The organism is Tepidimicrobium xylanilyticum (assembly GCF_900106765.1).
Lineage (GTDB): Bacteria > Bacillota > Clostridia > Tissierellales > Tepidimicrobiaceae > Tepidimicrobium > Tepidimicrobium xylanilyticum.
The window spans coordinates 43799-67412 of the sequence record NZ_FNNG01000011.1 but is presented as its reverse complement, the minus strand read 5'-3'; the positions used below and the strand labels follow the sequence as shown (position 1 = coordinate 67412).

Below are 23614 nucleotides of genomic sequence, written 5' to 3'. Positions count from 1 at the left end.
TACACAGTTCACAGTGCACAATTCATAATCTTTGACAAATCACAGTTCACAATGTACGATTTACAATTATTTAGGTCGGCCTCTGGGACAGAGATTCCTTAGCTTTGCCTCGGAATGACACGATATATCTCCCTGAGGCTGACAGCATAAAAGTTGACCTCTGAAGTCTATATTTCCAATGTTAAAAGCATTATTGTTATAGAAGTAAATTTTCATAGTTTGATGTTTTTGTAGCCTTTTTTTTATTTACTGCTATGGAGATATATATGATATAATTTTACTAAGGCCTTATTTGATTTTGCTCATGATGAAATAATGTCTCAAGCTTTTGATATAGAATGTATTAAGCAAACAAGGAGATAACCGTATAGGGGCTTATTTAATATAATATGACTTGGGGACTTTTTTGTTGTCCTAAAAATGTTTGTTTATATCGAAAAAGTCTTCTAATGAGTATAAGGTGTTTTTTTAAAAGGGTTAGTAAAATTGTTAGTTAGGGGGTATTTAGATGACAACATATAATAGAATTGCAGAATACTGGGATAGAGTATTTAGTAAGACCGATATAGGTCCTATTACATCAAAAAGCGTAGGCCACGATGATTTAGACAGATCATTAGATTGGCTTTGTGAGGATTCAAGTTCTATTCTCGATTTTGGCTGTGGAAATGGTGTTTTGTTATTTAAATGCTGTTTAAGAGGAACAAAAAATCATAGAGGTATTGATATTTCAGAGGAAGGTATTAAAGTTGCTCGGAAGATTCAAAAGGATAGCGAAATAGGGAATTTTACTTTTACTGTGGGTGGAGTTGAAGTGTTGGAATCTGTTATCAGCGATTCATTTGATGGTGTTATTCTTTCTAATATAATTGATAACTTAATTCCATCAGATGCTATCAAAGTATTAAAAGAGGTAAAACGTATTCTTAAAATAGATGGTAAAGTGTTAATAAAATTGAACCCTTACCTTACTGATGAACAAATTAAAGAATGGGATATAAAGATTATAGAGAGGAACTTATTGGATGATGGGTTATATTTATGGAATTTACCTACTGAGGATTGGACTAAATTATTAGAAAAATATTTTAGCATTGTAGAATATAAAGATATTTATTTTCCTGAACATGAACAATACAATAGATTATTTTTACTTTGTAATAATAAAAAAGGAGAAAAACTATTGAAATATGCCTGACTTATAGTTAGGCGTGATGATTAAAAATGCGATCTATGTCAATAGTCGGCAAAGGAATATCAAGGTTTAGTATTAAATGAATATTAAATGGGGTTGAAAATAACTGATATGCTGACTGCTCTAAAATTATCTAACTATTAATATATTTGCAATTTACATACACATGATATGTTAATTATAACTAATATGAGAGGAGAGATTTAAGTGGATAAGATTATAGTATTCGGTAGTAAGCTATGCCCAGATTGTGAGCCAGCAAGGAAATATCTTGCGGAAAGAAATGTTGAATTCCTATATTTAGATATTACGGAAAACTTATTCTATCTAAAGAAGTTTTTAAAATACAGAGATGAGAGAAAAGAATTTGATGAGATAAAAAAAGCAGGCCAGATAGGTATTCCTTGTATAGTTATAAATGATGGGGAAAGGATTATATTCGATTATAAGGCATTAAAAGTCTAGATGTTTAATATAATTGATATTTAATGGATAGATTATTAGGGAAGGAAGATATTAATCTAGTATTTTGCCATGAGAAATTCAAAGGATCAATATAAGGGAGTATTGGAGGCTAGTCAGGATATCACTGAAATACGGGAACTGGAAGGAGAAATAAGATAATTAAATTGGTAATTAGTATTTATTAATTTATAAACTGGGGGGAACTATATTGAATAAAGTAGTTGGAGTATGTGGATGTATTTGTAGTGATTGTCATATTTTTGAAATAGACTGCTTAGGATGTCACTCTATAGAAGGGAAGGCTTGCTGGCTACATGAAGTAGGACTAGAGATATGTGATTTTTATGAATGTAGTGTAATTGAGAGAGGTTTAGTTCATTGCGGACAATGTGAAATAATTCCTTGTGAAAGGTTTTGGATGAATAAAAATCCAAGATGGACAGATGAGCAACATAGAAAAATTGTAGAAGGAAGAGCTCTCTTGCTTAAAGAGCTGGCAAGTACAAATGATTATTATATTAAGGGAATAATTGACCAGCAGATTAAATCAAACATAGCCGATATAGTGCTAAGAAAGTTGCCAGATTGGTTTGGAATTGAGGAGGCTATTGTAGAATATGTAGATAAAGTAAAGGAAACCCTATTCTATGCAGCTTTTATGGGCAGCAAGCCTATAGGGTTTTTGAGTTTACAATTTAATAATGAATATACCTCTGAAATATACGTCATGGGAATAATGAAAGAATATCATAATAGGGGAATAGGCAGGGACTTAGTTGAAAGGGCTGTAAGCTATTCTATAAAGAATAATTATAAATTGATGATAGTAAAAACTCTAGGAGAAAGCCATCCAGACCAAAATTATAAAGGGACGAGAGAATTTTATAAAAAATTAGGGTTTTATTCCGTAGAAGAAATTCAAGAAATATGGGGAGATAATCCTTGTCTTATAATGGTAAGACCATTATTATAAAGTATAGATATTGGGGGGGAACAGGATGGAGAAGCAACCCATACTAGAAACCAATAGGTTGATATTAAGGCCTTTTAACTTATCAGATGCAAAAAGAGTGCAGGAATTGGCTGGAGATTCAAGGATAGCAGAAACAACCTTGCATATACCTCATCCCTATGAAGATGGATTAGCGGCACTATGGATAAGCACCCATAAAGATAATTATGAAAATGGGAAGAGCATCAATTATGCAATAGTAATAAAAGGTACTGAAGAATTGATTGGAGAAATAAGCCTTGTATTGAAGCTAATTCATAGAAAAGCAGAGGTAGGCTATTGGATTGGAGTTCCTTATTGGGGAAAGGGGTATTGTACAGAAGCTTGTAAAAAGATTATTGAGTTTGGATTTGAAAGATATAACTTAAATAGAATATATGCATTGGCAATGGTTACTAATATTGGCTCCTGGAGAGTAATGGAAAAGGTAGGCATGAAATATGAAGGCACTCGTAGACAGGATATAATTAAGAATGGGGTGCCAGTTGATTTAAAGAGTTATTCAATATTAAGAGAAGAGTATTATAACTCTTTATCCAAGGAGGAGTAGATTTGACTATAAAGCATATTACTTCAGTTGTAGTATTTTACTTTATTTTTGATCTCATTTTTTTCATATTGAGTAAAAGGAATTCCAAAATACTTTTACCTTTTAGGAAGATACCAAAGAAATGGAGGGGAAAATACTTTTATAAATGGTTAGTTCTTTTTCCATTATTGGTGATATGCTCGATTATAATTGTATTCTTTCAGTTAAATTACATATCATTTGGGCTTTTAATTGGTTTTACCTTAAGCCTATGTGATACCGCTTTCAAGGAAAATGTTTCTTAAATGCTACCCCTTATTTGCTAAATGGAAATTTGTCAATTAGGACACTGGCTTTTTCAAACATGGATTTTTCTACTAAAATATCAGTTCCATAGATGGAAAAGCCACTAAAGACCCTCATATAACCTCCACTTCCATAATCCCTAAAGACAAAAGGAATATTATGTTCATTTAATAAGTTTTCAATTAAATTCAATTCCACGCTATTATAGACTGTTTTCAAAAGTACCATTTCAATGTCGCAGGTATAGCAATCATGTTTCTTATTAATCAAATTAATCACCTCTATTTTTTGTATTCTTATATATACAATATCCTAACAAATCCTTTTTAAACCTTTCATAGTATTTCTATAAGGTTACTTTTTTATTTTCATTAGCAATAAATGTAGGAACGGAATCTACTTCATACAAAGACCATAATTTTTTTGCTTCATTCATTTCTTCATCATAGTAGCCTTCATCAATGCGCCTGTTCATTTCATCTATATCAATTCCAGCTTTTAAACCTATCTGGTTAATAACTTCAAGTTTACCAACATTTTTGCCATATTCAAATATGGCTTTAAAGGCTTATTTTGCAAATTCATTATATTTTCTTTCATCTCTTGTAAATAAGGCTGCTTTGTCCAGTTTATGGGTATTAAATTTTTTAGTCCTGTTATTGTATATTAGATTGTATTCAGATTCCAATCTTTCGATTCTTCTATAGCTTATATCTATTTTTTATTGAGGTATGCCATCCTTCAAATTTCCCCCTTCAATGGGTAGAGCGGGGTTTAATTCATAGGGGATCCATTCAATATTTATATCTGGATTTTCTTTTATCAATCTTTCAGCAATAGAAAAGCCTATATAGCAAAAGGGACATGCAAAATCAGAAACTATCTTTATAGTAGTCATATAACCACTCCTTATATATGTTATTTGAGATTATACCCAGGGCAAATAAGTATAAAACCAGTGTTAATTATTTTATGGTACTCACATGACTGTTATACCAGTATATCCTTAATTGTTTTTACTACTTAATCAAGAATTAGCAAATAATAAAAAATATATTATTAGGGAATAACTATCATTAAAAATAAAAATATATTTAATATACTTTTGAAATTAGTTGACACTATTAGGAGGGATAAAATGACATCTTTACAAAATATAGAACCTAAAAAAGTATTTCATTGGTTTTATGAGTTAAATCAAATTCCAAGATGTTCTGGTGATGAGAAAAGAGTTAGTGATTTTTTAGTAAACTTTGCAAAGGAAAGGGGCTTGGAGGTTTATCAGGATGAGGCGTACAATGTCATTATTAAGAAAGAAGGAACACCGGGTTATGAAAAATCTGATCCAGTTATTATCCAAGGACATATGGACATGGTATGTATAAAGGGGGAAGGGTCAAATCATGATTTTTCAAAAGATCCAATTGAAATGATAGTAGAAGGAGATATATTAAGAGCAAATAATACTACACTAGGTGGTGATAATGGTATTGCAATAGCTTATGGGCTAGCAATATTAGACTCTGATGATTTAAAACATCCTCCACTAGAGATTTTAATTACTACTAGTGAAGAAACTGGTATGGATGGAGCACAGGCGTTAACTAATGAACACTTATCAGGTAAGATTCTTTTAAACTTAGATTCAGAGGAAGAAGGGGTATTTCTAGTAAGTTGTGCAGGTGGTTGTAATAAAATTATTACTTTTGACCTTGAAAAAGAAATGCTAAGTGGAAAAGGACTAAAAATTAATATTTCAGGTCTTAAAGGTGGGCACTCTGGCATGGAAATAAATAAGCAGAGAGCTAATGCTATAAAACTACTAGGGAGAATTTTAAATTTGTGTAATGAAAAAGCCAATATAAGGCTATCTCAAATTCAAGGTGGCACCAAACATAATGCCATACCTAGTGAAGCAATGGCAACTGTACTAGCTGACGATATGGATAAGGTTAAGAACTTGATAGATAATCTTGTAGAGGACTTGAAGGAAGAATACCGAGTAGAGGATAGCGGATTAAAAGTAGATTTAAAAGAAGTAAGAATAGAAAATGTCTACACTAAAGAGCTGAGTGATAATCTAATCGATTTTATAATGATGATACCTGATGGAGTTCAATATATGTCAAAAGACATTGAGGGATTAGTTCAAACGAGCTTAAATAATGCAATTATTGAGGAGAAGGATAATACTGTTGAAATAACAACTTCAGTCCGATCCTCTTCTGGTAGCTCTTTAAGGGAAATATTAGATATTCTTTCAGTTATTGCAAAAAGGACTGGTGCTAGAGCAGTGGAAGAAGGTGCTTACCCTGCATGGCAATATGATGAAAATTCAAAGATTCGTGATAAGGCAGTAAAGGTTTACGAGGAATTGTTTAATAAGAAAGCGAAAGTTACTGCAATACATGCAGGGCTTGAATGTGGTCTTTTGAAGGAGATCTTGCCAGATACTGATATGATCAGCTTTGGACCAAACCTTTATGATGTGCATACAGAAAAAGAACATTTAAGCATTTCTTCAGTAGAAAGGGTATGGAAATTTTTAATAAAATTACTCGAAGAACTAAAATAGAAAAACATAGGAGGAGTTTATCATGTCTGATGATTTAAAGAAATTGTCTAAAGAAGCTTATGGTGGGGTAAGAGGAGAAGATTATGTTCCCTTTATTCCAGCTAATGAAGTTATACCTGAGAGCACTAGCTATTCAATTTTTTTCGGGATTCTATTTGCAATAATCTTTGCAGCAGCAAATACCTATCTGGGGCTTAAGGTAGGACTTACTATTTCTGCAGGTATTCCTGGAGCAATTCTCGCAACAGGATTATTAAAAGCCGTATTTAGAAGAAATAGTATATTAGAGGCAAATTATGTGGCATCTTTAGCTGCTGTAGGAGAATCAATTGCTGGAGGTATAATATTTGTATTGCCTGCTATAATACTAATTGGCCTTAACCTTTCAATTACTACGGTAGCTTTGGTTACTATTATTGGAGGATTAATGGGAGTATACTTTATAACTCCAGTCCGTAGATATCTAATAGTTCAAGAGCATGGAGAATTAATTTACCCAGAAGCCATGGCTCAAGCTGAAGTCTTAGTAAATGCAAATCAAGGTGGTAGAGGATTCCAGTCTGTACTAAAAGGGCTTGGAGTTGGTGCGGGATATAAATTATTATCTGGAGGTTTAGGGTTATGGGATGAAACGGCCTCCTATGTTATAATGGCTTACCAGGGCACCATGATAGGTATAGATGTATTATCATCACTTTTAGGAGTTGGTTTTATCGTTGGAACATCTACATCAGCATTGATGTTTGCAGGTTCAGTTTTAGCATGGCTTTCCCTTATCCCTTTAATAAGATTTTTTGGGGTATATGCTCCAGAAGCAATTTTCCCATCTACAGCCTTAATTTCACAAATGTCAGCTTCAGAAATCTGGTCCAACTATATTAGATATATAGGAGCAGGAGCTGTAGCAGCAGGAGGTTTTATATCATTAATTCGATCTTTGCCTACGATTATTAGCTCTTTTAGAGAAGCTATGGGCGGTTTTGGAAAAGGCCCAAAATCACATAGAAGGGTGGATGAGGAACCAGCAATTGGATGGGTACTAGCAGCTGCTGTATTTGGATTTTTATTAACTTGGTTGGTGCCTTCAATTGGTGCAGGTCCAGTGGGTGCCATACTTGCAGTTTTTTTCTCTTTCTTCTTCTCCGTTGTATCTGCAAGAATGGTTGGGGTAATAGGAGCAAGTAATAACCCTGTATCTGGTATGACTATTGCAACCCTATTAGTAATAGCTTCAGTATATAGGGCTATGGGTGCCACTGGAACTGAAGGAATGACTACAGTTTTATTAGCAACAGGTGTAGTATGTGTTGCTATAGCTGTTGCAGGTGGGGTTGCTCAGTCCCTTAAAGCAACATTTATAGTAGGAGGTAATCCCAGAAAGATACAGAATGGTATGTTTATGTCCTTAGCATTGGCATCGTTTATAGCAGGAGCAACCGTATTACTTTTACACAATGCTTATGGAATAGGTAGTGCACAGGTAACAGCACCTCAAGCCACATTAATGAGATTAATAGCTGAGGGGATCATGACTGGTCAACTACCCTGGACTCTAGTCATAATAGGGATAGTAATTGCTATATTTTGTGCTTTTGCCCAAATTCCTATTCTACCAGTGGCATTAGGTCTTTATTTACCTATCTCCTTAAATAGTGCAATTTTCTTTGGTGGGATAATACGTAAACTTGTAGAAATGAAGTTTAACAAGCTTGAATCAGAACGAGATGCAGCAGTAGAAAGAGGTATCTTAATATCTTCTGGTCTTGTAGCTGGTGATGCAATTACAGGTATACTAATAGGTATATTTGCTGCCTTAAATATGCAAATTAATTTCCTTGCTACGATCATTCAAAATGGAGCCTTAAGAAATCTAATAAGTCTTGTTGTATTCCTAATTCTTGGTGGTTGGTTATATAGAGATTCTTCTAGCATTAGAGTTTATAGAGATATTTAATTTACTCTTATCGGTTTCGGTATTTGTTAATAGAAATAAAAAATTCAGGAATTGACGGTTTATGCTATATTTAGATCGTAAATAATTCTTCAGGATGATAATAAAATAACTAGGCTTAGAGGTCAGGATTCATATAAAATGAAGTTTTAATCTTGACTTCTAAGCTAATATTATGGAAAGAACCTTGAAAAAATTGTTAAAAAATAAACGAAAAATACTGGAATAATTATTATTAAAATGTAATAATACAAATCTTAGAAGTCATGGATTTATGCAAAGATTAAATATTTTAATTGATGATTATATTATATATTGATTCAATTAGTGAAAATAGACTTTATAAGGTTGTGTTTTTATTAGTAAATTACCTATTTTTATTTATTTGACAAATAGTAAAAAGGATAGTATTATCGATTTGTGGGATTATACTAGTTTTCTTTCACAAATATGTACCTATGGTGATATATAGTTTTCTGAAGGTCGAACATTGACAAAAAGAAAACATTTATATTTTTACGAACTAATACTTATACTTACTATAATTTAGGAATCAAAGAATTAAAACTCTAAGGACAGGAGGCATATAAATGGACTATAGGTTAGAAACGGATTTAATAGGTGAGAAAAGAGTTCCTAGGGATGCGTATTATGGGATTCAAAGTACAAGGGCTTATGAGAACTTTAAAATAACTGGTTTAAGTCTTAATGGAGAATTGATTAGAGCAGTATGTGAAGTAAAAAAGGCTGCTGCAATCAGTAATAGAGATGCAGGGGTGTTAGATACTAATATTGCAAATGCAATTATAGAAGCTTGTGATGAGATTATAGAAGGCAAATTACATGAACAATTTATAATAGATCCTATTCAGGGTGGAGCAGGGACTTCCATTAATATGAATGCAAACGAAGTGATTGCTAATAGAGCTATTGAAATATTAGGAGAAGAAAAAGGTGATTATAGTATAGTTCATCCTAATGACCATGTAAATAATTGTCAATCTACTAATGATGTTATACCAACTGCAGGAAAGATTGCTATTATGAGATTGTTGGACAAGGCTATAATGAGTTTAAAAAAACTTGATCTAGCATTAAAGGATAAAGCAATTGAGTTTGATGGAATTATAAAGATGGGAAGGACTCAGATGCAAGATGCAATACCTATTAGATTAGGACAAGAGTTTAAAGCGTATAGCTGTGCAATAGAACGGGATATAGAAAGGATTAGTAAAGTTAGAGAAAATTTAAATAGATTGAATTTAGGAGGAACTGCCATAGGTACAGCTTTAAATGCAAACAAAGAATATTTTAAAACTGTAGTATCTAATCTATCTGAAATAACGGGTCTAAATTTAAGGAGAGCAGATAATTTAATAGATGCAACCCAAAACCTAGATATATTTGTGGAAGTATCTGGAGCGATAAAGACTTGTGCAGTAAATTTATCTAAAATATCTAATGACTTAAGGCTTATGTCCTCAGGTCCTAGAACAGGATTTGGAGAGATAAATCTTCCTCCAAGACAAAATGGTTCATCTATAATGCCTGGAAAAGTAAATCCTGTAATTCCAGAGGTAATGAATCAGATTGCTTTTAATATAATAGGTAATGATTTAACTATAACTATGGCAGTAGAAGCAGGACAGTTAGAATTAAATGCATTTTGCCCTATTATATTTTATAAATTATTTGAGTCCATAGAAACGTTAACCAATGGTGTGGAAACTTTAGTTGAGAACTGCATAAAAGGGATTACTGCAAATAAGGAAAGATGTGAAGCATTAGTAAATAATAGCATAGGTATAATTACGTCAATTTGTCCTTATGTTGGGTATAAAAAAGCTACGATTATTGCAAATAAGGCATTGGAAACTGGAGAAACTGTTAAAAATATAATAATAAATGAAAAGATAATGGAACCATCTAAACTCCAAGAAATATTGGATCCTATTTCCATGACAGAAATAGGTTAATAATAGGGAATAGAAAATTTAGAGTGAGGTGCTATTATGAATAATAAGTTGAAGGAAAAAGCATTAAATTTTCATAAAATAAATCAGGGGAAAATAGCCTTAAAAACTAAGGTTTCTGTGGACAAGCCTGAAAATTTAGTACTAGCATATACTCCAGGAGTAGCTGAACCTTGTTTAGAGATACGTAAAGATGAAGAAAAAATATACGAATATACATCAAAAGGAAATTGGGTTGCAATTGTAACTAATGGGACTGCAGTTTTGGGATTAGGTGATATAGGACCAGCAGCTAGTCTACCAGTAATGGAAGGTAAGGCAGCATTGTTTAAGGAATTTGCAGGTGTTGATGCATTTCCCATATGTTTAAATACTAAAGATGTAGATGAATTTGTTAATACTGTAAAATTGCTAGAAACCTCTTTTGGTGGCATAAACTTAGAAGATATTAAAGCACCAGAATGTATGGAAATAGAAGAGAAACTGAAAAAGGTTTGTAGTATACCAGTATTTCATGATGATCAACATGGTACTGCTATAGTTGCAGTAGCTGCGCTGATAAATAGCTTAAAGGTTGTAGGAAAAAGTTTTGATAATGTAAAAGTAGTAATAAATGGTTCGGGAGCAGCTGGTATTGCAATAGCAAAACTATTATTAGAATTGAAAGTATCAGATATTATACTTTGTGACAGTCAGGGGATTTTATATCAAGGTAGAGCAAAGGGAATGAACAAGTATAAAGAAGAAATGACAAGGATTACTAATAAGGATAATATAGAAGGAAGTTTAATGGATGCATTAATCGGTGCTGATGTTTTTATAGGCGTTTCAGTTGCTAATTGCTTAACTTCAGATATGATTAAATCCATGAATAAGGATCCAGTAATTATGGCTCTAGCCAATCCTGTACCAGAGGTGTCGCCAGATGTAGCAAAGAAAGCTGGTGCAAGGGTAGTTTGCACAGGCAGGTCTGATTACCCAAACCAAGTAAATAACGTGCTGGCATTTCCTGGAGTATTTAAAGGAGCTTTTGATGTCAGAGCTTCAGAAATAAATGAAGAAATGAAAATAGCAGCAGCTTATGCAATCGCAGAATTAATAGGTGAAGAAGAATTAAATGAAGAATATGTAATTCCAGATGTATTCGATTCAAGGGTAGCTGAAAGGGTTGCTTCTGCTGTAAGCCAAGCAGCAATAAAAACAGGAGTGGCAAAAAAGTAATCATAGGGAGGGAGAATTACTAGGGAATATTAAATATTAAATTCCCTAGTATTTTGAACATGAGAAAGATAGACTGTAAAGAGATTATAAAAGCTGTAAAAAAAGCATGTATGGATGCTAACTATTATATTCCTGAAGATGTAAGGTCCGCACTAGAAAAAAGGTATGAAGAAGAAACTTGGCCAATGGCAAAGGGCATATTGGAAAGAATAAAGGAGAATATAGAAATAGCAAATAAAGAAAAAGTACCCTTGTGCCAAGATACAGGTATGGTTTCAGTATTTGTTGAAATGGGGCAAGATGTCCATATAATAAATGGGAGCATAGAGAAGGCTATAAATGAAGGAATAAGGCAAGGATATAAAGAAGGATATTTAAGAAAATCTGTTGTGAGAGACCCTTTGAATAGGATAAATACTAATGACAATACTCCTGCGGTTATCAGTTATAGGATAGTTCCAGGAGATAAGCTTAAGATGATCATAGCACCAAAAGGCTTTGGATCAGAAAATATGAGCCAATTAAAGATGTTAAGACCAGCTGATGGAATTCAGGGAGTAAAGGATTTTGTTATAAAAACTATAGAAATGGCCAATGCTAATCCTTGCCCTCCTATAGTAGTTGGAGTTGGAATTGGGGGAACCTTTGATAAAGTGGCCAGTTTAGCTAAAAAGGCTTTAATGAGGCCTTTATCAGAAAGGCATAAAGACGAATTTTATAGAAATTTAGAAGAAGAGTTATTATATGAAATCAATGAATTGGGGATTGGTCCTCAAGGATTTGGTGGCAAAACTACAGCTCTTGCAGTAAATATAGAAACTTACCCTACTCATATAGCAGGATTACCTGTAGCTGTTAATATAAATTGTCATGTGGCAAGGTTTAAGGAGGTAGAGCTATAATGATCAAATTGACCACTCCGCTGACAGAGGAAAAAATAAAAGGTTTAAAGATGGGAGATAATGTATTATTATCAGGTACTGTTTACACAGCCAGAGATGCTGCTCATGAAAGATTGGTAAAATTATTAGAAAAAGGAGAAAATCTGCCTATAGATTTAAAGGATCAAGTAATTTATTATGTAGGACCTAGTCCAGCAAAACCTGGTAAAGTAATAGGAGCAGCTGGCCCTACCACCAGTTATAGAATGGACCCTTATACTCCAATTCTCCTAAGTGCAGGGTTGAAAGGAATGATTGGAAAAGGAGATAGGGGAGATGAAGTAATAAAATCCATTAAGGAGAATAAAGGGGTTTATTTTGCAGCAATAGGCGGTGTGGCAGCATTATTGAGCAGATCCATTAAGGAAGCAGAAATTGTTGCATATGAGGATTTGGGTTCGGAAGCAATTAGAAGACTTAAGGTAGAAAATCTGCCTCTTATAGTTGCAATTGATAGTGAAGGAAACAATTTATATACAAATGGTAGAAAAATGTATTTAGAAGAAAGAAAAGCGAGAGCATATCTAGAGTAGGATTAAATTGTATTTGAGGTACCTTACTGACCAGTTTTTATCTTCCTTATTTACTGGTTAAGTTAGAGAAATTCAGTATTAGAAGCAAGAAAAACAGTATCATTTCTTTAAACAATAAAAGGACCTAAATTTTAGGTCCTTTCTCTTTTTATATAAGTTATTGTATGGTGCCGGTGGTGGGACTCGAACCCACACGTCCTCGAAGGACAACGGATTTTGAGTCCGTCTCGTCTGCCAGTTCCAACACACCGGCCCATTTACTACTAAATTATAATAACATAAAACTATCAAACAATCAAGAACTTTATTTTAAATTATCTTCATTTTAAGTACTAAAATATTTATAGTATGTTGAATTTAAACATATTAATAGAAATTATAATATAATTAAATAAAGACAAGATATTATTACCTATGGTACAATATCTATAATAGTCAAGTAAGTTGTTTTCACCTATTATATCTTTAGACTAGATATTGCATAGTATATTTGCAGGGGAAAAGATTTCCTTGCGAGAATATTATAAACATGGGCAATGGTGGCTAATGTTTGAGCTGTAAAGTATATAATTATCCATATTATTATCTTGGAAAGCAGTGATAGGAATTTTTATTACAAAGGGAGTGATTCTGTGAACAAAGAGCAAAGGGAAAAATTGATGATCATAGATGGGAACAGCTTAATCCATAGGGCTTTTTATGCCCTTCCTCTATTGTCTACAAAGGATGGTATATATACCAATGGAGTCTATGGATTTTTAACCATGCTATATAAGATTAAAGATGAATATGAAACAGATTATATATGTGTAGCTTTTGATAAAAAGGGACCTACTTTCAGACATGAAGCTTTTGACTTGTATAAGGCTAATAGACAGTCTACACCCAATGAATTAGTTCAACAGTTTCCAATCATAAGAGATATATTATCAGCAATGAATATAGCTCAATTGGAATTAGATGGCTATGAAGCTGATGATATTGCAGGTACCCTGTCTCAAATAGGGGAGGATAAGGGGATGGAGGTAATTTTAGTTACAGGAGATAGGGATTATTTACAGTTAGCGTCAGATAATACTAAAATATTAATAACTAAAAAGGGAATTACGGAGTTAGAGGAATTCGATAGGGAAAAGATAATAGAGGAATATGGAATAACTCCAGATCAATTCGTAGATTTAAAAGGACTCATGGGGGATAAATCCGATAATATTCCAGGGGTGCCAGGAATTGGTGAGAAAACAGGTATAAAATTATTAAAAGAATTTGGTACTATAGAAAACCTTTATGATAATATAGATAAGGTAGGAGGAAAAAAGACTAGGGAATCTTTAATAGAACATAAAAACACAGCCATACTCAGTAAAACATTAGGAAAAATCATTAGGAATGCTCCCATAGATATTTCTTTTGACCAATTGAGGTCAGCAGAGCCCGATTGGGACAGATTAAAGGAATTGTATACAACTTTGGAATTTAACAGCTTACTTTCAAAATTCCCTCAGCATAATATTGAAATAGGGGAACCAGATTATAAAATGGAATACATAATCATAGAAGATAATGATTTCAACCCCATAATTGAAGAGATTGAAAGAGAGAAGGCTTTCTATTTTAAATTTTTATTTGAGGAAGATAATTACATTAAAAGCCCTATGCTAGGAATAGGAATAAAGACTGGAGACCATATACCTTATTATATCGATTTTTCTCAAAATGAGATTGAAATATTTAAGGAAATGTTTAAAGGTTATTTCGAGTCGGGAGAAGTTGCAAAGTATGGGCATATGGCTAAGATGGATGTATTTGCTTTACTAACCCTAGATATTAATATAAACAATTTAGCCTTCGATAGTGTAATAGGCCAATATTTGTTAAATCCTGCTCAGTCGGATTATAGCATCAATGTACTTGGGAAGGAGTATTTAAATATCTATGGTATAGACTCGGAAAGCTTAATAGGGAAAGGAAAAAGCAAAAAAAGCTATAAGGATCTATCGGTAGATACTCGAGCTCAGTATATTACACAGGCTTTAGATCTAATCCATGGAGTAAGAAGACCTATAATCGAGAAAATTGAAGAGTATGAAATGACAGAGCTATACTATGAAGTGGAATTGCCCCTAGTAGAAGTATTGGCCAATATGGAATACATTGGATTTAAGGTGGATTTAGATGTATTGAATCGATTGGGAGAGGAGTTTCAGGAGAAAATTAATAAGCTTACAGAGGAAATATACTCTTTAGCCGGTAGAGAATTCAATATCAATTCTCCAAAGCAGTTGGGAGAGATTTTATTTGATGAATTAAATTTGCCTATAATTAAAAAGACTAAAACAGGATATTCTACCGATGCTGAGGTTTTAGAAAAATTAAAGGGGCAACATGAGATTATAGAGAAATTACTAAAATATAGACAGATGGTAAAATTGAAATCTACTTATATAGATGGTCTAGTAAATATGGTAGATGAAAAGACTAGTAAAATCCATTCAAGTTTCAACCAAACTGTTACTAATACAGGAAGAATAAGCAGTACTGAACCAAATCTTCAGAACATACCAATTAAAACTGAAGAAGGCAGAAAGATTCGCAAAGCTTTCATAGCTGAAAATGAAGATTATATATTGGTGGATGCAGATTATTCCCAGATTGAGCTAAGGGTATTAGCCCATATTTCCAAGGATCCAAAATTAATGGAAGCCTTTCACCAAGACGAAGATATTCATACTAAAACAGCTTCAGAAGTATTCCATATTTCAATAGATGAAGTAACTCCTTTAATGAGGAGTAGGGCTAAGGCTGTGAACTTTGGTATAGTCTATGGAATAAGTGATTACGGTCTTTCAAAAGACTTGAACATATCCAGAAAGGAAGCTAAAGCCTATATAGATAATTATTTAAAGAATTATGAAAATGTTAAAAAATACATGGAGGATATTGTAAAAGTAGGAAAAGAAAAAGGCTATGTAGAAACTATTTTAAACAGAAGAAGGTATATTCCGGAGCTTAAATCCAAAAACTTTAGTGTAAGGTCCTTTGGAGAAAGGATCGCTTTGAACACGCCTATACAAGGTAGTGCTGCAGATATAATAAAGGTTGCCATGGTTAAGGTGTTTAAGGAATTAAAAAGAAGGAATTTAAAATCAAGGCTTATACTACAAGTTCACGACGAGCTTATAATAGAAGCTCATAGGGATGAAGTAGAAGAAGTTAAAAATCTTGTAAGGGATATCATGGAGAATTCTGTTAAGTTGGAAATACCGTTAAAAGTAGATTTAAAGACGGGAGATAGCTGGTATGAATCCATGTAATGGTAAAATTATAGGATTAACAGGGGGTATAGCTACGGGGAAATCCACCGTTTCAAATATACTTAGGGAGTTAGGCTATGAGGTAATAGATGCAGATATAATTGCTAGACAAATGGTTGAAATAGGAAAGCCTGCTTATGAAGAAATAATAAATGTGTTTGGCAAGAATATACTTGATGATAAAGGGAATATAAATAGAAAAGAATTAGCTAGTATAATATTTAGGGATTTCCTTATGAGGAAAAGATTAAATGATATAGTCCATCCTTTTGTGTTTCGAGAGATAAGTAGGCAAATCAATGAGCATAAAGACCAAAGAGTTATCTTTGTAGATGTACCACTGTTAATAGAAGAATTAGATAAATTTAAAGAGTATGAAATAGCTTTTGATGAAATATGGCTAGTATATGTAGACGAAAACACCCAATTGAATAGGCTTATTAAAAGAGATAAAATGAGTAAGGAAGAAGGACTCAGGAAGATTAGGGCTCAAATGCCTATAGATGAAAAGCGAAAATATGCTACTAGGATAATAGATAATAGTAAGGATTTGATATCCTTAAGGAGACAGGTTTTGAGAATAATAGAAGATAGCATTTGATTCTTTGGAGGTATTAGAAACATATGAAGTCTAAAAATGGAATTAAAAGGATGATCAATATAATTTTAGTATCAGTTCTGATCTATGTAGCATTATCAACGTATTTAAAGGTATTCTACCCTTTGGCCTATGTAGATTTAATCCATAAATATTCAAAAGAATATAATATAGACCCTTATTTAATAGCTGCAATAATAAATGTGGAAAGTAGATATGATAGAAATGCTATATCCTCCAAAGAAGCCAGGGGCCTTATGCAAATATCTCCTATTACTGGGAATTGGGCTGCTGAGGAGCTTTCTATTGAAGGATTTGATTTGGAAAAACTATTCGAACCAGAAATCAATATTAGAATAGGTAGTTGGTATCTAAAGGTATTAGAGGAGGAATTCGATGGAAACCTCCAATTAATTTTGGCTGCATATAATGGTGGCAGTGGCAATGTATCTAAATGGCTTGAAAATGAAGAGTATTCTAAGAATGGAATAGTTCTTAACAAAATACCCTTTAAGGAGACGGAGGAATATATAGAAAAGGTAGAAAAAAATATTAATATTTATAGGGTATTATATAAAAATTCCTTTGAGGATAAAGCATTGAATAGTAATATCAACTTTATTGCTTTAATCCACAATATTAGGAAGGTAATGAAAAGCCTGATATTATATAAATAACAAGGGGGAATAGGTTTTGAAGCTCAACAAAACACTATTAATACTGTTAATTCTTACTATTTTTCTTTCTTTTACTGGATGCAATAGAAAAGATGATGGTGGATCAAATATTTTTGAAGTTTTTGAAGTAGAAGAGAAGGATGATAAGGAATATGAACCGGAATATGGAGGAAAACTGATTTTACCATTAACAAATTTTACTACATTAAACCCCCTAACATGTGAAAATAACAGCTATTACCATTTCAGCAAGCTCATATTTGAAAGTTTGTTTGACTTAGATAAAAATTTCCAAATCGAAAACCAATTGGCAGATGATTATGCTATTTATAGCGATGGAACTATAGCCATTAAATTAAAAGAGAACGTATACTGGCATGATGGTCAGAAATTTACTGCTGAGGATGTAGCTTTCACTATTAATGTAATAAAGCATGCAAAAAATGACAATGTATACAAAAGGATGTGGAGTGATTTATTAGGGCCTTTTAGTATTTCAAATATAAATAGTTTAATAAATGTCAAAATAATTGATGATTATAATCTTGAAATCAAATTCGGAAAAATATTTAGCAATAACCTTGAAGCTCTTACATTTCCAATAATACCCAAACACAGATTCACTGTGGGAAGTGAGGATAGAAATTCTTATATAAAAGCATTGAAGGATGATAATTATATTCCAGTAGGAACAGGACCATATAAATTTGTTAATTATGAGCGGTTTAAAGAGGTTCAATTGGAGTGTTTTGAAGATTATAGAGAAGGAAGACCCTACATAGATAAGATCATAGGAAGGATATTGGATGATAATGAATTGGCATTAACAGCTTTTGAAGTTGGACAAATAGATTTGAGTTTAGCTTTGGGAGTAGATTGGGAAAAGTTTGATCAAAGCAATAGGGTAAAAATATTGGAATTCATTTCTCAAAACTATGAATTTCTAGGCTTTAATTTTTCAAAACCCATTTTTAATGCGGAGAATAGTTCACATTTAAGAAAAGCAATTGCCTATGGAATAGATAGACAAGCTATAATCCAGAAAGTATACCTTGGACATGCCACTCAGACGGATTTACCCATTCATCCGGATTCATGGCTGCTTTCGGAAGAGGCAAACTTCTACGGTTATAGCCCAGCAAAGGCTCATCAAGAGTTAAATAATTTAGGTTGGAAGGACATTGATGGAGATGGGTACTATGAGGATGAAAATGGCAATGCAGTAGTTCTTAAATTATTAACCAATTCCTATAATCCTTTAAGGCTTAAAACTGCAGATATAGTTGTTGAGGATTTGAACAAATTGGGGATTCGAGTAATTAAGGATTATCCAGATAAGATTCCAAACAATTTGACAGAGGAAATGGTGGAAGAACAATGGGAGAAGATAAACACTAAGGTCCTTAAGGGTGATTACGATTTACTATTATTAGGTTGGAATATATCTCCAGTTATAGAACTATCTTCTATTTTTCATTCTAGTGCTATTGGCATGGGAACTAATATTATAAAATATAACAGTGTTATTATGGATCAAATGTTAGAAGCAGCTTTTAATTCTACTAGTAGAGAGGAAAAACAAAAAAATTACGAGATACTTCAATCTCAAATTATTAAAGAACTACCCTATATAAGCCTGTTTTTTAGAAATAATGCAGTATTAATGGATAAGAAGATAATGGGAGATGTTGGTTCCAATTTTTACAATATATATAAGAATATTGCTAATTGGTATATTCCTAAAGAATTCCAAGAAGAAAAGGTTGATAAAAACTAAGAATTAATTTATAATTAATATGCAACATAATATTTTGCAGGGGTGGCGGAACAGGTAGACGCGATAGTTTGAGGGGCTATTGCTCAAATAGAGCGTGAGGGTTCGAGTCCCTTCTCCTGCACCAAATCATATACTTTATGTATATGATTTTTTTATAATAACTATTTCAAAGGTAAGGATGGTCGATTTGGATAGACAAATACTCCACATAGATATGGATGCATTTTATGCTTCAATAGAGCAAAGGGATAATCCCAAATATAAAGGGAAGCCTGTTATAGTTGGAGGAATTAGCAGTCGAGGAGTGGTTTGTACTGCCTCCTATGAAGCTAGAAAATATGGGGTTCATTCTGCTATGCCTACAAAAGTTGCAAAAAAGTTATGCCCAAATGGAATCTTTTTACCTGTGAATATGGATAAATATAAGAGGGTATCAAGACAAATACATGAAATATTATATAAATATACTGATAAAATTGAACCCATATCCATTGATGAGGCTTTTCTGGACGTAACAGGAAAGAATTCCCTATTTATTGCTAAAGATATCAAAAGGGATATACAAAAAGAAGTAAATCTAACGGCTTCAATAGGCATATCCATAAATAAGTTTTTGGCAAAACTTGCTTCTGATTTGAAAAAACCAAATGGTTTAACTATAATACGAAAAGAGGAAGTAGTAAACTTTCTAAAACCTCTTCCCGTTTCAAAATTATGGGGTGTAGGGCCTAAAATGGAAAGGGAGCTAAGCAAACTAGGCATCTATTATATAGGGGATATCCAAAGATATGATAAAGATGTGCTGATTACCCTGTTTGGGAAAAGGGGAAAGGAAATATACGACTTTTCTTTTGGTATAGATTCAAGGCCTGTAGAAGTAAATATTATTAATCAGTCCATAGGAGAAGAAGAAACCTTTAAGGAGGATATTAATAATCCCAAATTGTTAATAGATAAATTGAGATTATATTCCATTAACCTAGCAAATAAATTAGTATCGAAAGGCTATTTAGCAAGGACTATAACTGTAAAAATTAAATATGATGATTTTTCAATAGAAACCAGAAGCATTACTTTAAACATTCCTACCAACGACGAAAGAGTTATATTCCATACGGGAAAACAAATACTCCTTAACAAATTCAAATCGGAAAAAAACGTTAGATTAGTTGGATTAACCCTATCTAATCTAATCTATCCTGACGATCCAATCCAATTAAGCATGAAAATATAATAGCTTTCAAATCCAGTTGAATGTGAAATGTACTAGTTTTCCAAACTATTCGGACATAAAAATATACTAATTTTTAGTGTTGTTAAATTAACAATAATTGGGGTTGAAAATGGTCATTTTAGTTTTTTTGTTTTTTGTTAATAAAGTATTGATTGTAGAAAGAACGAACATTCTAAGACTTTTGAGAGTCTAATAAAGCGAAAGAGTATTGTTAAAAATATCTCAATACTGCTATAGGGTATACATTTGGCTGATTTAATGTTATAATGGACATTGGATACAATTAGCCTGAAGCCATTTGTTAACATATTTATATATTAAAGAAAAAAGAGGTGGAATAAGGATGAAGTTAGAAAATCTCACTTTTAAGGGCGGCGTAAATGTACCACATTATAAAGAATTGACAGAAAGCCTTCCTATAGAGAGAGCAAAAGAACCTTCTATGGTCGCAATACCGCTACACCAACATACAGGTGCTCCTTGTGAACCTTTGGTGAAGGTAGGTGACAACATTAAGGTAGGACAAAAAATTGGAGAATCGGAAGCATTTGTATCTGCTCCGGTACATTCTTCTGTATCTGGAACAGTGAAAGACATAATTCATATTCCCATACCTACAGGTCTTACTGTCAAATGTGTAGTCATTGAGTCCGATGGGAAGAATGAACTGCATGAATCGGTAAAACCCAAAGGAAGATTAGAAGACCTATCTCCTAAAGAGGTAATTGAAATAATCAAGGAAGCCGGTATTACTGGGATGGGAGGAGCAAGTTTTCCAACTCATGTTAAATTATCACCACCACCTGACAAAAAGATTGACACAGTTTTGATAAACGGTGCAGAATGTGAGCCATATTTAACTGCAGACCACAGGGTTATGGTTGAAGAACCAGAAAAAGTGATAATTGGTTTAAAAGCCATAATGAAGGCCTTAGGAGTAGAAAAAGGAATTATAGGTATTGAAAAAAACAAACCTGATGCAATAATAGCTTTAAAGGAAGCAAGTAAAGATGAAGCAAATATAAGCATTGCTACCCTAAAGGTAAAATATCCTCAAGGGGACGAAAAAAGGTTGATAAATGCCATTTTAGGACGAGTAGTTCCTTCAGGGGGGTTACCAATGGATGTAGGAGCTGTAGTATCTAATGTTTCTACAGCTAGAGCTATAGCAGAAGTCATATTAGAAGGAAAACCTCTATATGAAAGGGTAACTACTGTTACTGGCAATGGTATAAGAAATCCAAAAAATCTACTGGTGAAAATAGGAACTCCATTTAAGGATTTAATTGAAGAATGTGGTGGTTTTAATGAGAATTCTCCTGGGAAAATAATTAGTGGTGGGCCAATGATGGGTATAAGCCAATTTTCTATAGATGTTCCCATTATTAAGGGATCTGGTGGTATTCTAGTTTTAACTCAGAGAGAGGCGAAACCCGAACCAGTTTTGCCTTGTATAAGATGTGGCAAGTGTCTAGAAGTATGTCCCGTAAAATTACAACCATTGTATATAAGCAGCTATACATTAAAGCACAATTTTGATAAGGCAGAAGAATACCATGCATTAGATTGTGTAGAATGTGGAGCTTGTTCTTATATTTGCCCAGCTAAAAGGCCATTGGTGGAGTCCATTAGATTGGCGAAAAGAGAAATACTTGCTAAGAGGAAAGCAAAATAGATAGGAGGATCTGAAATGGATAGTAAAGTAGTCGATACTTCCAAGGCTCAAGAACTTGCCTTAGAAAATATGTTGCTAGTGTCTTCATCTCCTCATATTAGATCTAATGAATCTGTACAGAGGATAATGTTGGATGTAATTATTGCACTTGTACCAGCGGTTGTTGGAAGCGTTTACTTTTTTGGATTAAATGCTTTAAAACTAATATTAATTTCTGTAGCTTCAGCTATGATCTTTGAAGCACTTATTCAAAAATTATTTAAAAAGCCTATAACCATAAATGACCTTTCAGCAGTAATAACTGGAATATTAATAGCCTTTAATTTGCCTGCTAGTGCACCATGGTGGTTACCAGTTGCAGGTACTGCTTTTGCAATAATAGTAGTAAAACAGTTTTTCGGTGGATTAGGATCGAATTTCATGAATCCAGCATTAGCCGCCAGAGCCGTACTCCTAGCTTCTTGGCCTACTCATATGGCTACTTTTACTGGTACTAGGCCAGATGTCGTTGCAACAGCTACTCCATTAGCTATTATGAAGTATGGAATAAGTGCTGATGGTGCAGCTTCAGCTACAGTAGAAGCAGCTACTTCAGCATCACAAGCAGCAGGTGCAGAATTGCCAACCCTTTGGAACATGTTTATAGGCAATATTCCAGGAGCCATAGGTGAAACATCAGTAATATTATTGTTAATAGGTGCAGCTTATCTAATAATTAGGAAGGTTATAGATTGGAAAATCCCGATATTCTATATTGGAACTACTTTCATCATGTTAGTTCTTCTAGGAGTAGAATTTGAATTTTTACCTTACCATATATTAGGTGGTGGATTAATCCTAGGAGCCTTTTACATGGCAACGGATTATGCTACTACACCAGTAACCCCTATAGGCAGAATCATATTTGGGATTGGAGCAGGAATATTAACAGCATTAATCAGGGTGAAAGGTGCTTATCCCGAAGGAGTATCCTATTCCATTTTGCTAATGAATGTAGCAACACCTCTAATAGAAAAGTTCACAAAGCCTAAAGTATTTGGGGAGGTGAAAAAATAATGAATGAAACGATAAAATTAGGATTAATTTTGTTCATTATAACAGCAGTAGCAGCTTCTGTACTGGCGATTTCAAATAGCGTCACCTCTGAAAGGATAGCAGAAGTAGAGCAGTTGGCCAGCGAAAGGGCAATGACGGAGGTATTGGAAATTGCGAAAAAGTTTGAACCATTAGCTGCTAATAGACTAAGTGAGATAGTAGGAAATAATACAGGTATACTTGAAATAAGTGAAGGTTATAATGATTCTGAATTAGTAGGTTATGTTTTTAAGATGCAGGTTAATGGCTATGGTGGACCTTTAACTTTTATGACTGGCATATCTAAGGAAGGAAAGATTATAGGGATAAAAGTATTAGAACATGGAGAAACTCCAGGTCTTGGAGCTAACTCAACCAGACCTTATTTTGCTAATTCCTTTAAAGGTAAGTCTGTAGATAAGGAGATAATAGCTGTTAAGAATCCACAGGCAGATAATGAAGTTCAAGCACTAACCAGTGCAACAGTAACAACAAATGCAATTGTAAATGGAGTTAATGTAATACGCCAGGTATATAACGATAGTCTGTCAAATTAGGAAGGTT

The 23614-nt window shown here is 33.2% G+C and carries 21 protein-coding genes and 2 tRNA genes; 19 read left to right on the top strand and 4 right to left on the bottom strand.

Features of this window, described 5'->3' with window-relative positions; all coding sequences use genetic code 11:
- Nucleotides 1–508: 508 nt before the first annotated feature.
- The 4 genes from BLV68_RS11410 to BLV68_RS11395 all read left to right on the top strand — a co-directional run bounded on the left by BLV68_RS11410 (nt 509) and on the right by BLV68_RS11395 (nt 3222).
- Complete coding sequence (locus BLV68_RS11410) at nt 509–1198, top strand: class I SAM-dependent methyltransferase (protein ID WP_093753927.1); 690 nt, start codon at nt 509–511, stop codon at nt 1196–1198.
- 204 nt (nt 1199–1402) lie between these two features.
- A complete protein-coding gene (locus tag BLV68_RS11405; RefSeq protein ID WP_093753925.1) occupies nt 1403–1660 on the top strand; it encodes a glutaredoxin domain-containing protein in 258 nt (85 codons plus the stop codon).
- A 208-nt stretch (nt 1661–1868) separates the two neighbouring features.
- A complete protein-coding gene (locus BLV68_RS11400; RefSeq protein WP_200773769.1) occupies nt 1869–2633 on the top strand; it encodes a GNAT family N-acetyltransferase in 765 nt (254 codons plus the stop codon).
- Between the two features lie 25 nt (nt 2634–2658).
- Nucleotides 2659–3222, top strand: coding sequence for a GNAT family N-acetyltransferase (locus BLV68_RS11395; protein WP_093753923.1), 564 nt, complete (start codon nt 2659–2661; stop codon nt 3220–3222).
- Nucleotides 3223–3516: 294 nt separating this feature from the next.
- On the opposite strand, the gene BLV68_RS11385 is transcribed toward BLV68_RS11395, so the two are convergent.
- From BLV68_RS11385 to BLV68_RS11375, 3 genes are all read right to left on the bottom strand, one after another.
- Nucleotides 3517–3777, bottom strand: a complete 261-nt coding sequence (locus BLV68_RS11385) for a putative signal transducing protein (protein WP_234949900.1) — start codon at nt 3775–3777, stop codon at nt 3517–3519.
- A 76-nt stretch (nt 3778–3853) separates the two neighbouring features.
- On the bottom strand, nt 3854–4063 hold the full coding sequence (locus BLV68_RS11380) for a thioredoxin domain-containing protein (protein ID WP_093753919.1): 210 nt from the start codon (nt 4061–4063) through the stop codon (nt 3854–3856).
- Nucleotides 4064–4228: 165 nt separating this feature from the next.
- On the bottom strand, nt 4229–4405 hold the full coding sequence (locus tag BLV68_RS11375; RefSeq protein ID WP_093753917.1) for a DsbA family protein: 177 nt from the start codon (nt 4403–4405) through the stop codon (nt 4229–4231).
- A 240-nt stretch (nt 4406–4645) separates the two neighbouring features.
- Here BLV68_RS11375 and BLV68_RS11370 point away from each other — a divergent pair, with 240 nt between their 5' ends.
- From BLV68_RS11370 to BLV68_RS11345, 6 genes are all read left to right on the top strand, one after another.
- Nucleotides 4646–6082, top strand: coding sequence for an aminoacyl-histidine dipeptidase (locus tag BLV68_RS11370; RefSeq protein WP_093753915.1), 1437 nt, complete (start codon nt 4646–4648; stop codon nt 6080–6082).
- A 22-nt stretch (nt 6083–6104) separates the two neighbouring features.
- A complete protein-coding gene (locus BLV68_RS11365) occupies nt 6105–8036 on the top strand; it encodes an OPT family oligopeptide transporter (RefSeq protein WP_093753913.1) in 1932 nt (643 codons plus the stop codon).
- A gap of 587 nt (nt 8037–8623) precedes the next feature.
- Nucleotides 8624–10009 (top strand): aspartate ammonia-lyase, encoded by a 1386-nt coding sequence (locus BLV68_RS11360; RefSeq protein ID WP_093753911.1) that lies wholly within the window; start codon nt 8624–8626, stop codon nt 10007–10009.
- Between the two features lie 36 nt (nt 10010–10045).
- A complete protein-coding gene (locus BLV68_RS11355) occupies nt 10046–11227 on the top strand; it encodes an NAD(P)-dependent malic enzyme (RefSeq protein WP_093753909.1) in 1182 nt (393 codons plus the stop codon).
- A gap of 59 nt (nt 11228–11286) precedes the next feature.
- Entirely contained in the window at nt 11287–12129 is an 843-nt protein-coding gene (locus tag BLV68_RS11350; RefSeq protein ID WP_093753907.1) for a fumarate hydratase, read from the top strand.
- Nucleotides 12129–12701 (top strand): Fe-S-containing hydro-lyase, encoded by a 573-nt coding sequence (locus tag BLV68_RS11345; protein WP_200773768.1) that lies wholly within the window; start codon nt 12129–12131, stop codon nt 12699–12701. Before BLV68_RS11350 ends, BLV68_RS11345 begins: the two co-directional genes overlap by 1 nt.
- 165 nt (nt 12702–12866) lie before the next feature.
- Here the strand turns inward: BLV68_RS11345 and BLV68_RS11340 are convergent.
- A tRNA-Leu gene (locus BLV68_RS11340) sits at nt 12867–12954 on the bottom strand.
- 379 nt (nt 12955–13333) lie between these two features.
- Between BLV68_RS11340 and polA the strand changes: the two genes are divergently transcribed.
- The 9 genes from polA to BLV68_RS11295 all read left to right on the top strand — a co-directional run bounded on the left by polA (nt 13334) and on the right by BLV68_RS11295 (nt 23607).
- Entirely contained in the window at nt 13334–16015 is a 2682-nt protein-coding gene (gene polA / locus BLV68_RS11335; RefSeq protein WP_456154809.1) for a DNA polymerase I, read from the top strand.
- The gene (gene coaE / locus BLV68_RS11330) at nt 16002–16616 is read left to right on the top strand and encodes a dephospho-CoA kinase (RefSeq protein ID WP_093753903.1); all 615 of its coding nucleotides are present in this window, start codon (nt 16002–16004) and stop codon (nt 16614–16616) included. Before polA ends, coaE begins: the two co-directional genes overlap by 14 nt.
- A gap of 23 nt (nt 16617–16639) precedes the next feature.
- A complete protein-coding gene (locus BLV68_RS11325; RefSeq protein ID WP_093753901.1) occupies nt 16640–17290 on the top strand; it encodes a lytic transglycosylase domain-containing protein in 651 nt (216 codons plus the stop codon).
- Between the two features lie 16 nt (nt 17291–17306).
- Nucleotides 17307–19067, top strand: a complete 1761-nt coding sequence (locus BLV68_RS11320) for a peptide ABC transporter substrate-binding protein (RefSeq protein ID WP_093753899.1) — start codon at nt 17307–17309, stop codon at nt 19065–19067.
- A 36-nt stretch (nt 19068–19103) separates the two neighbouring features.
- Nucleotides 19104–19191, top strand: a tRNA-Leu gene (locus BLV68_RS11315).
- A 63-nt stretch (nt 19192–19254) separates the two neighbouring features.
- Nucleotides 19255–20301, top strand: a complete 1047-nt coding sequence (locus BLV68_RS11310; RefSeq protein ID WP_093753897.1) for a DNA polymerase IV — start codon at nt 19255–19257, stop codon at nt 20299–20301.
- A gap of 343 nt (nt 20302–20644) precedes the next feature.
- Nucleotides 20645–21976: an electron transport complex subunit RsxC gene (gene rsxC, locus BLV68_RS11305; RefSeq protein ID WP_093753895.1), complete on the top strand. Its 1332-nt coding sequence runs from the start codon at nt 20645–20647 to the stop codon at nt 21974–21976.
- 69 nt (nt 21977–22045) lie between these two features.
- Nucleotides 22046–23032 (top strand): RnfABCDGE type electron transport complex subunit D, encoded by a 987-nt coding sequence (locus tag BLV68_RS11300; protein ID WP_234949904.1) that lies wholly within the window; start codon nt 22046–22048, stop codon nt 23030–23032.
- The gene (locus tag BLV68_RS11295) at nt 23032–23607 is read left to right on the top strand and encodes an RnfABCDGE type electron transport complex subunit G (RefSeq protein WP_093753891.1); all 576 of its coding nucleotides are present in this window, start codon (nt 23032–23034) and stop codon (nt 23605–23607) included. The genes BLV68_RS11300 and BLV68_RS11295 overlap by 1 nt, the downstream gene beginning before the upstream one ends.
- Nucleotides 23608–23614: the final 7 nt, after the last annotated feature.

Bases quoted from the DNA above. Each gene is read 5' to 3' on its own strand.
- BLV68_RS11410 (WP_093753927.1), top strand. From the start codon at position 509: ATGACAACATATAATAGAATTGCAGAATACTGGGATAGAGTATTTAGT.
- BLV68_RS11395 (WP_093753923.1), top strand. From the start codon at position 2,659: ATGGAGAAGCAACCCATACTAGAAACCAATAGGTTGATATTAAGGCCT.
- BLV68_RS11375 (WP_093753917.1), bottom strand. From the start codon at position 4,405: ATGACTACTATAAAGATAGTTTCTGATTTTGCATGTCCCTTTTGCTAT.
- BLV68_RS11370 (WP_093753915.1), top strand. From the start codon at position 4,646: ATGACATCTTTACAAAATATAGAACCTAAAAAAGTATTTCATTGGTTT.
- BLV68_RS11365 (WP_093753913.1), top strand. From the start codon at position 6,105: ATGTCTGATGATTTAAAGAAATTGTCTAAAGAAGCTTATGGTGGGGTA.
- BLV68_RS11360 (WP_093753911.1), top strand. From the start codon at position 8,624: ATGGACTATAGGTTAGAAACGGATTTAATAGGTGAGAAAAGAGTTCCT.
- BLV68_RS11355 (WP_093753909.1), top strand. From the start codon at position 10,046: ATGAATAATAAGTTGAAGGAAAAAGCATTAAATTTTCATAAAATAAAT.
- BLV68_RS11350 (WP_093753907.1), top strand. From the start codon at position 11,287: ATGAGAAAGATAGACTGTAAAGAGATTATAAAAGCTGTAAAAAAAGCA.
- BLV68_RS11345 (WP_200773768.1), top strand. From the start codon at position 12,129: ATGATCAAATTGACCACTCCGCTGACAGAGGAAAAAATAAAAGGTTTA.
- coaE (WP_093753903.1), top strand. From the start codon at position 16,002: ATGAATCCATGTAATGGTAAAATTATAGGATTAACAGGGGGTATAGCT.
- BLV68_RS11325 (WP_093753901.1), top strand. From the start codon at position 16,640: ATGAAGTCTAAAAATGGAATTAAAAGGATGATCAATATAATTTTAGTA.
- rsxC (WP_093753895.1), top strand. From the start codon at position 20,645: ATGAAGTTAGAAAATCTCACTTTTAAGGGCGGCGTAAATGTACCACAT.
- BLV68_RS11300 (WP_234949904.1), top strand. From the start codon at position 22,046: ATGTTGCTAGTGTCTTCATCTCCTCATATTAGATCTAATGAATCTGTA.
- BLV68_RS11295 (WP_093753891.1), top strand. From the start codon at position 23,032: ATGAATGAAACGATAAAATTAGGATTAATTTTGTTCATTATAACAGCA.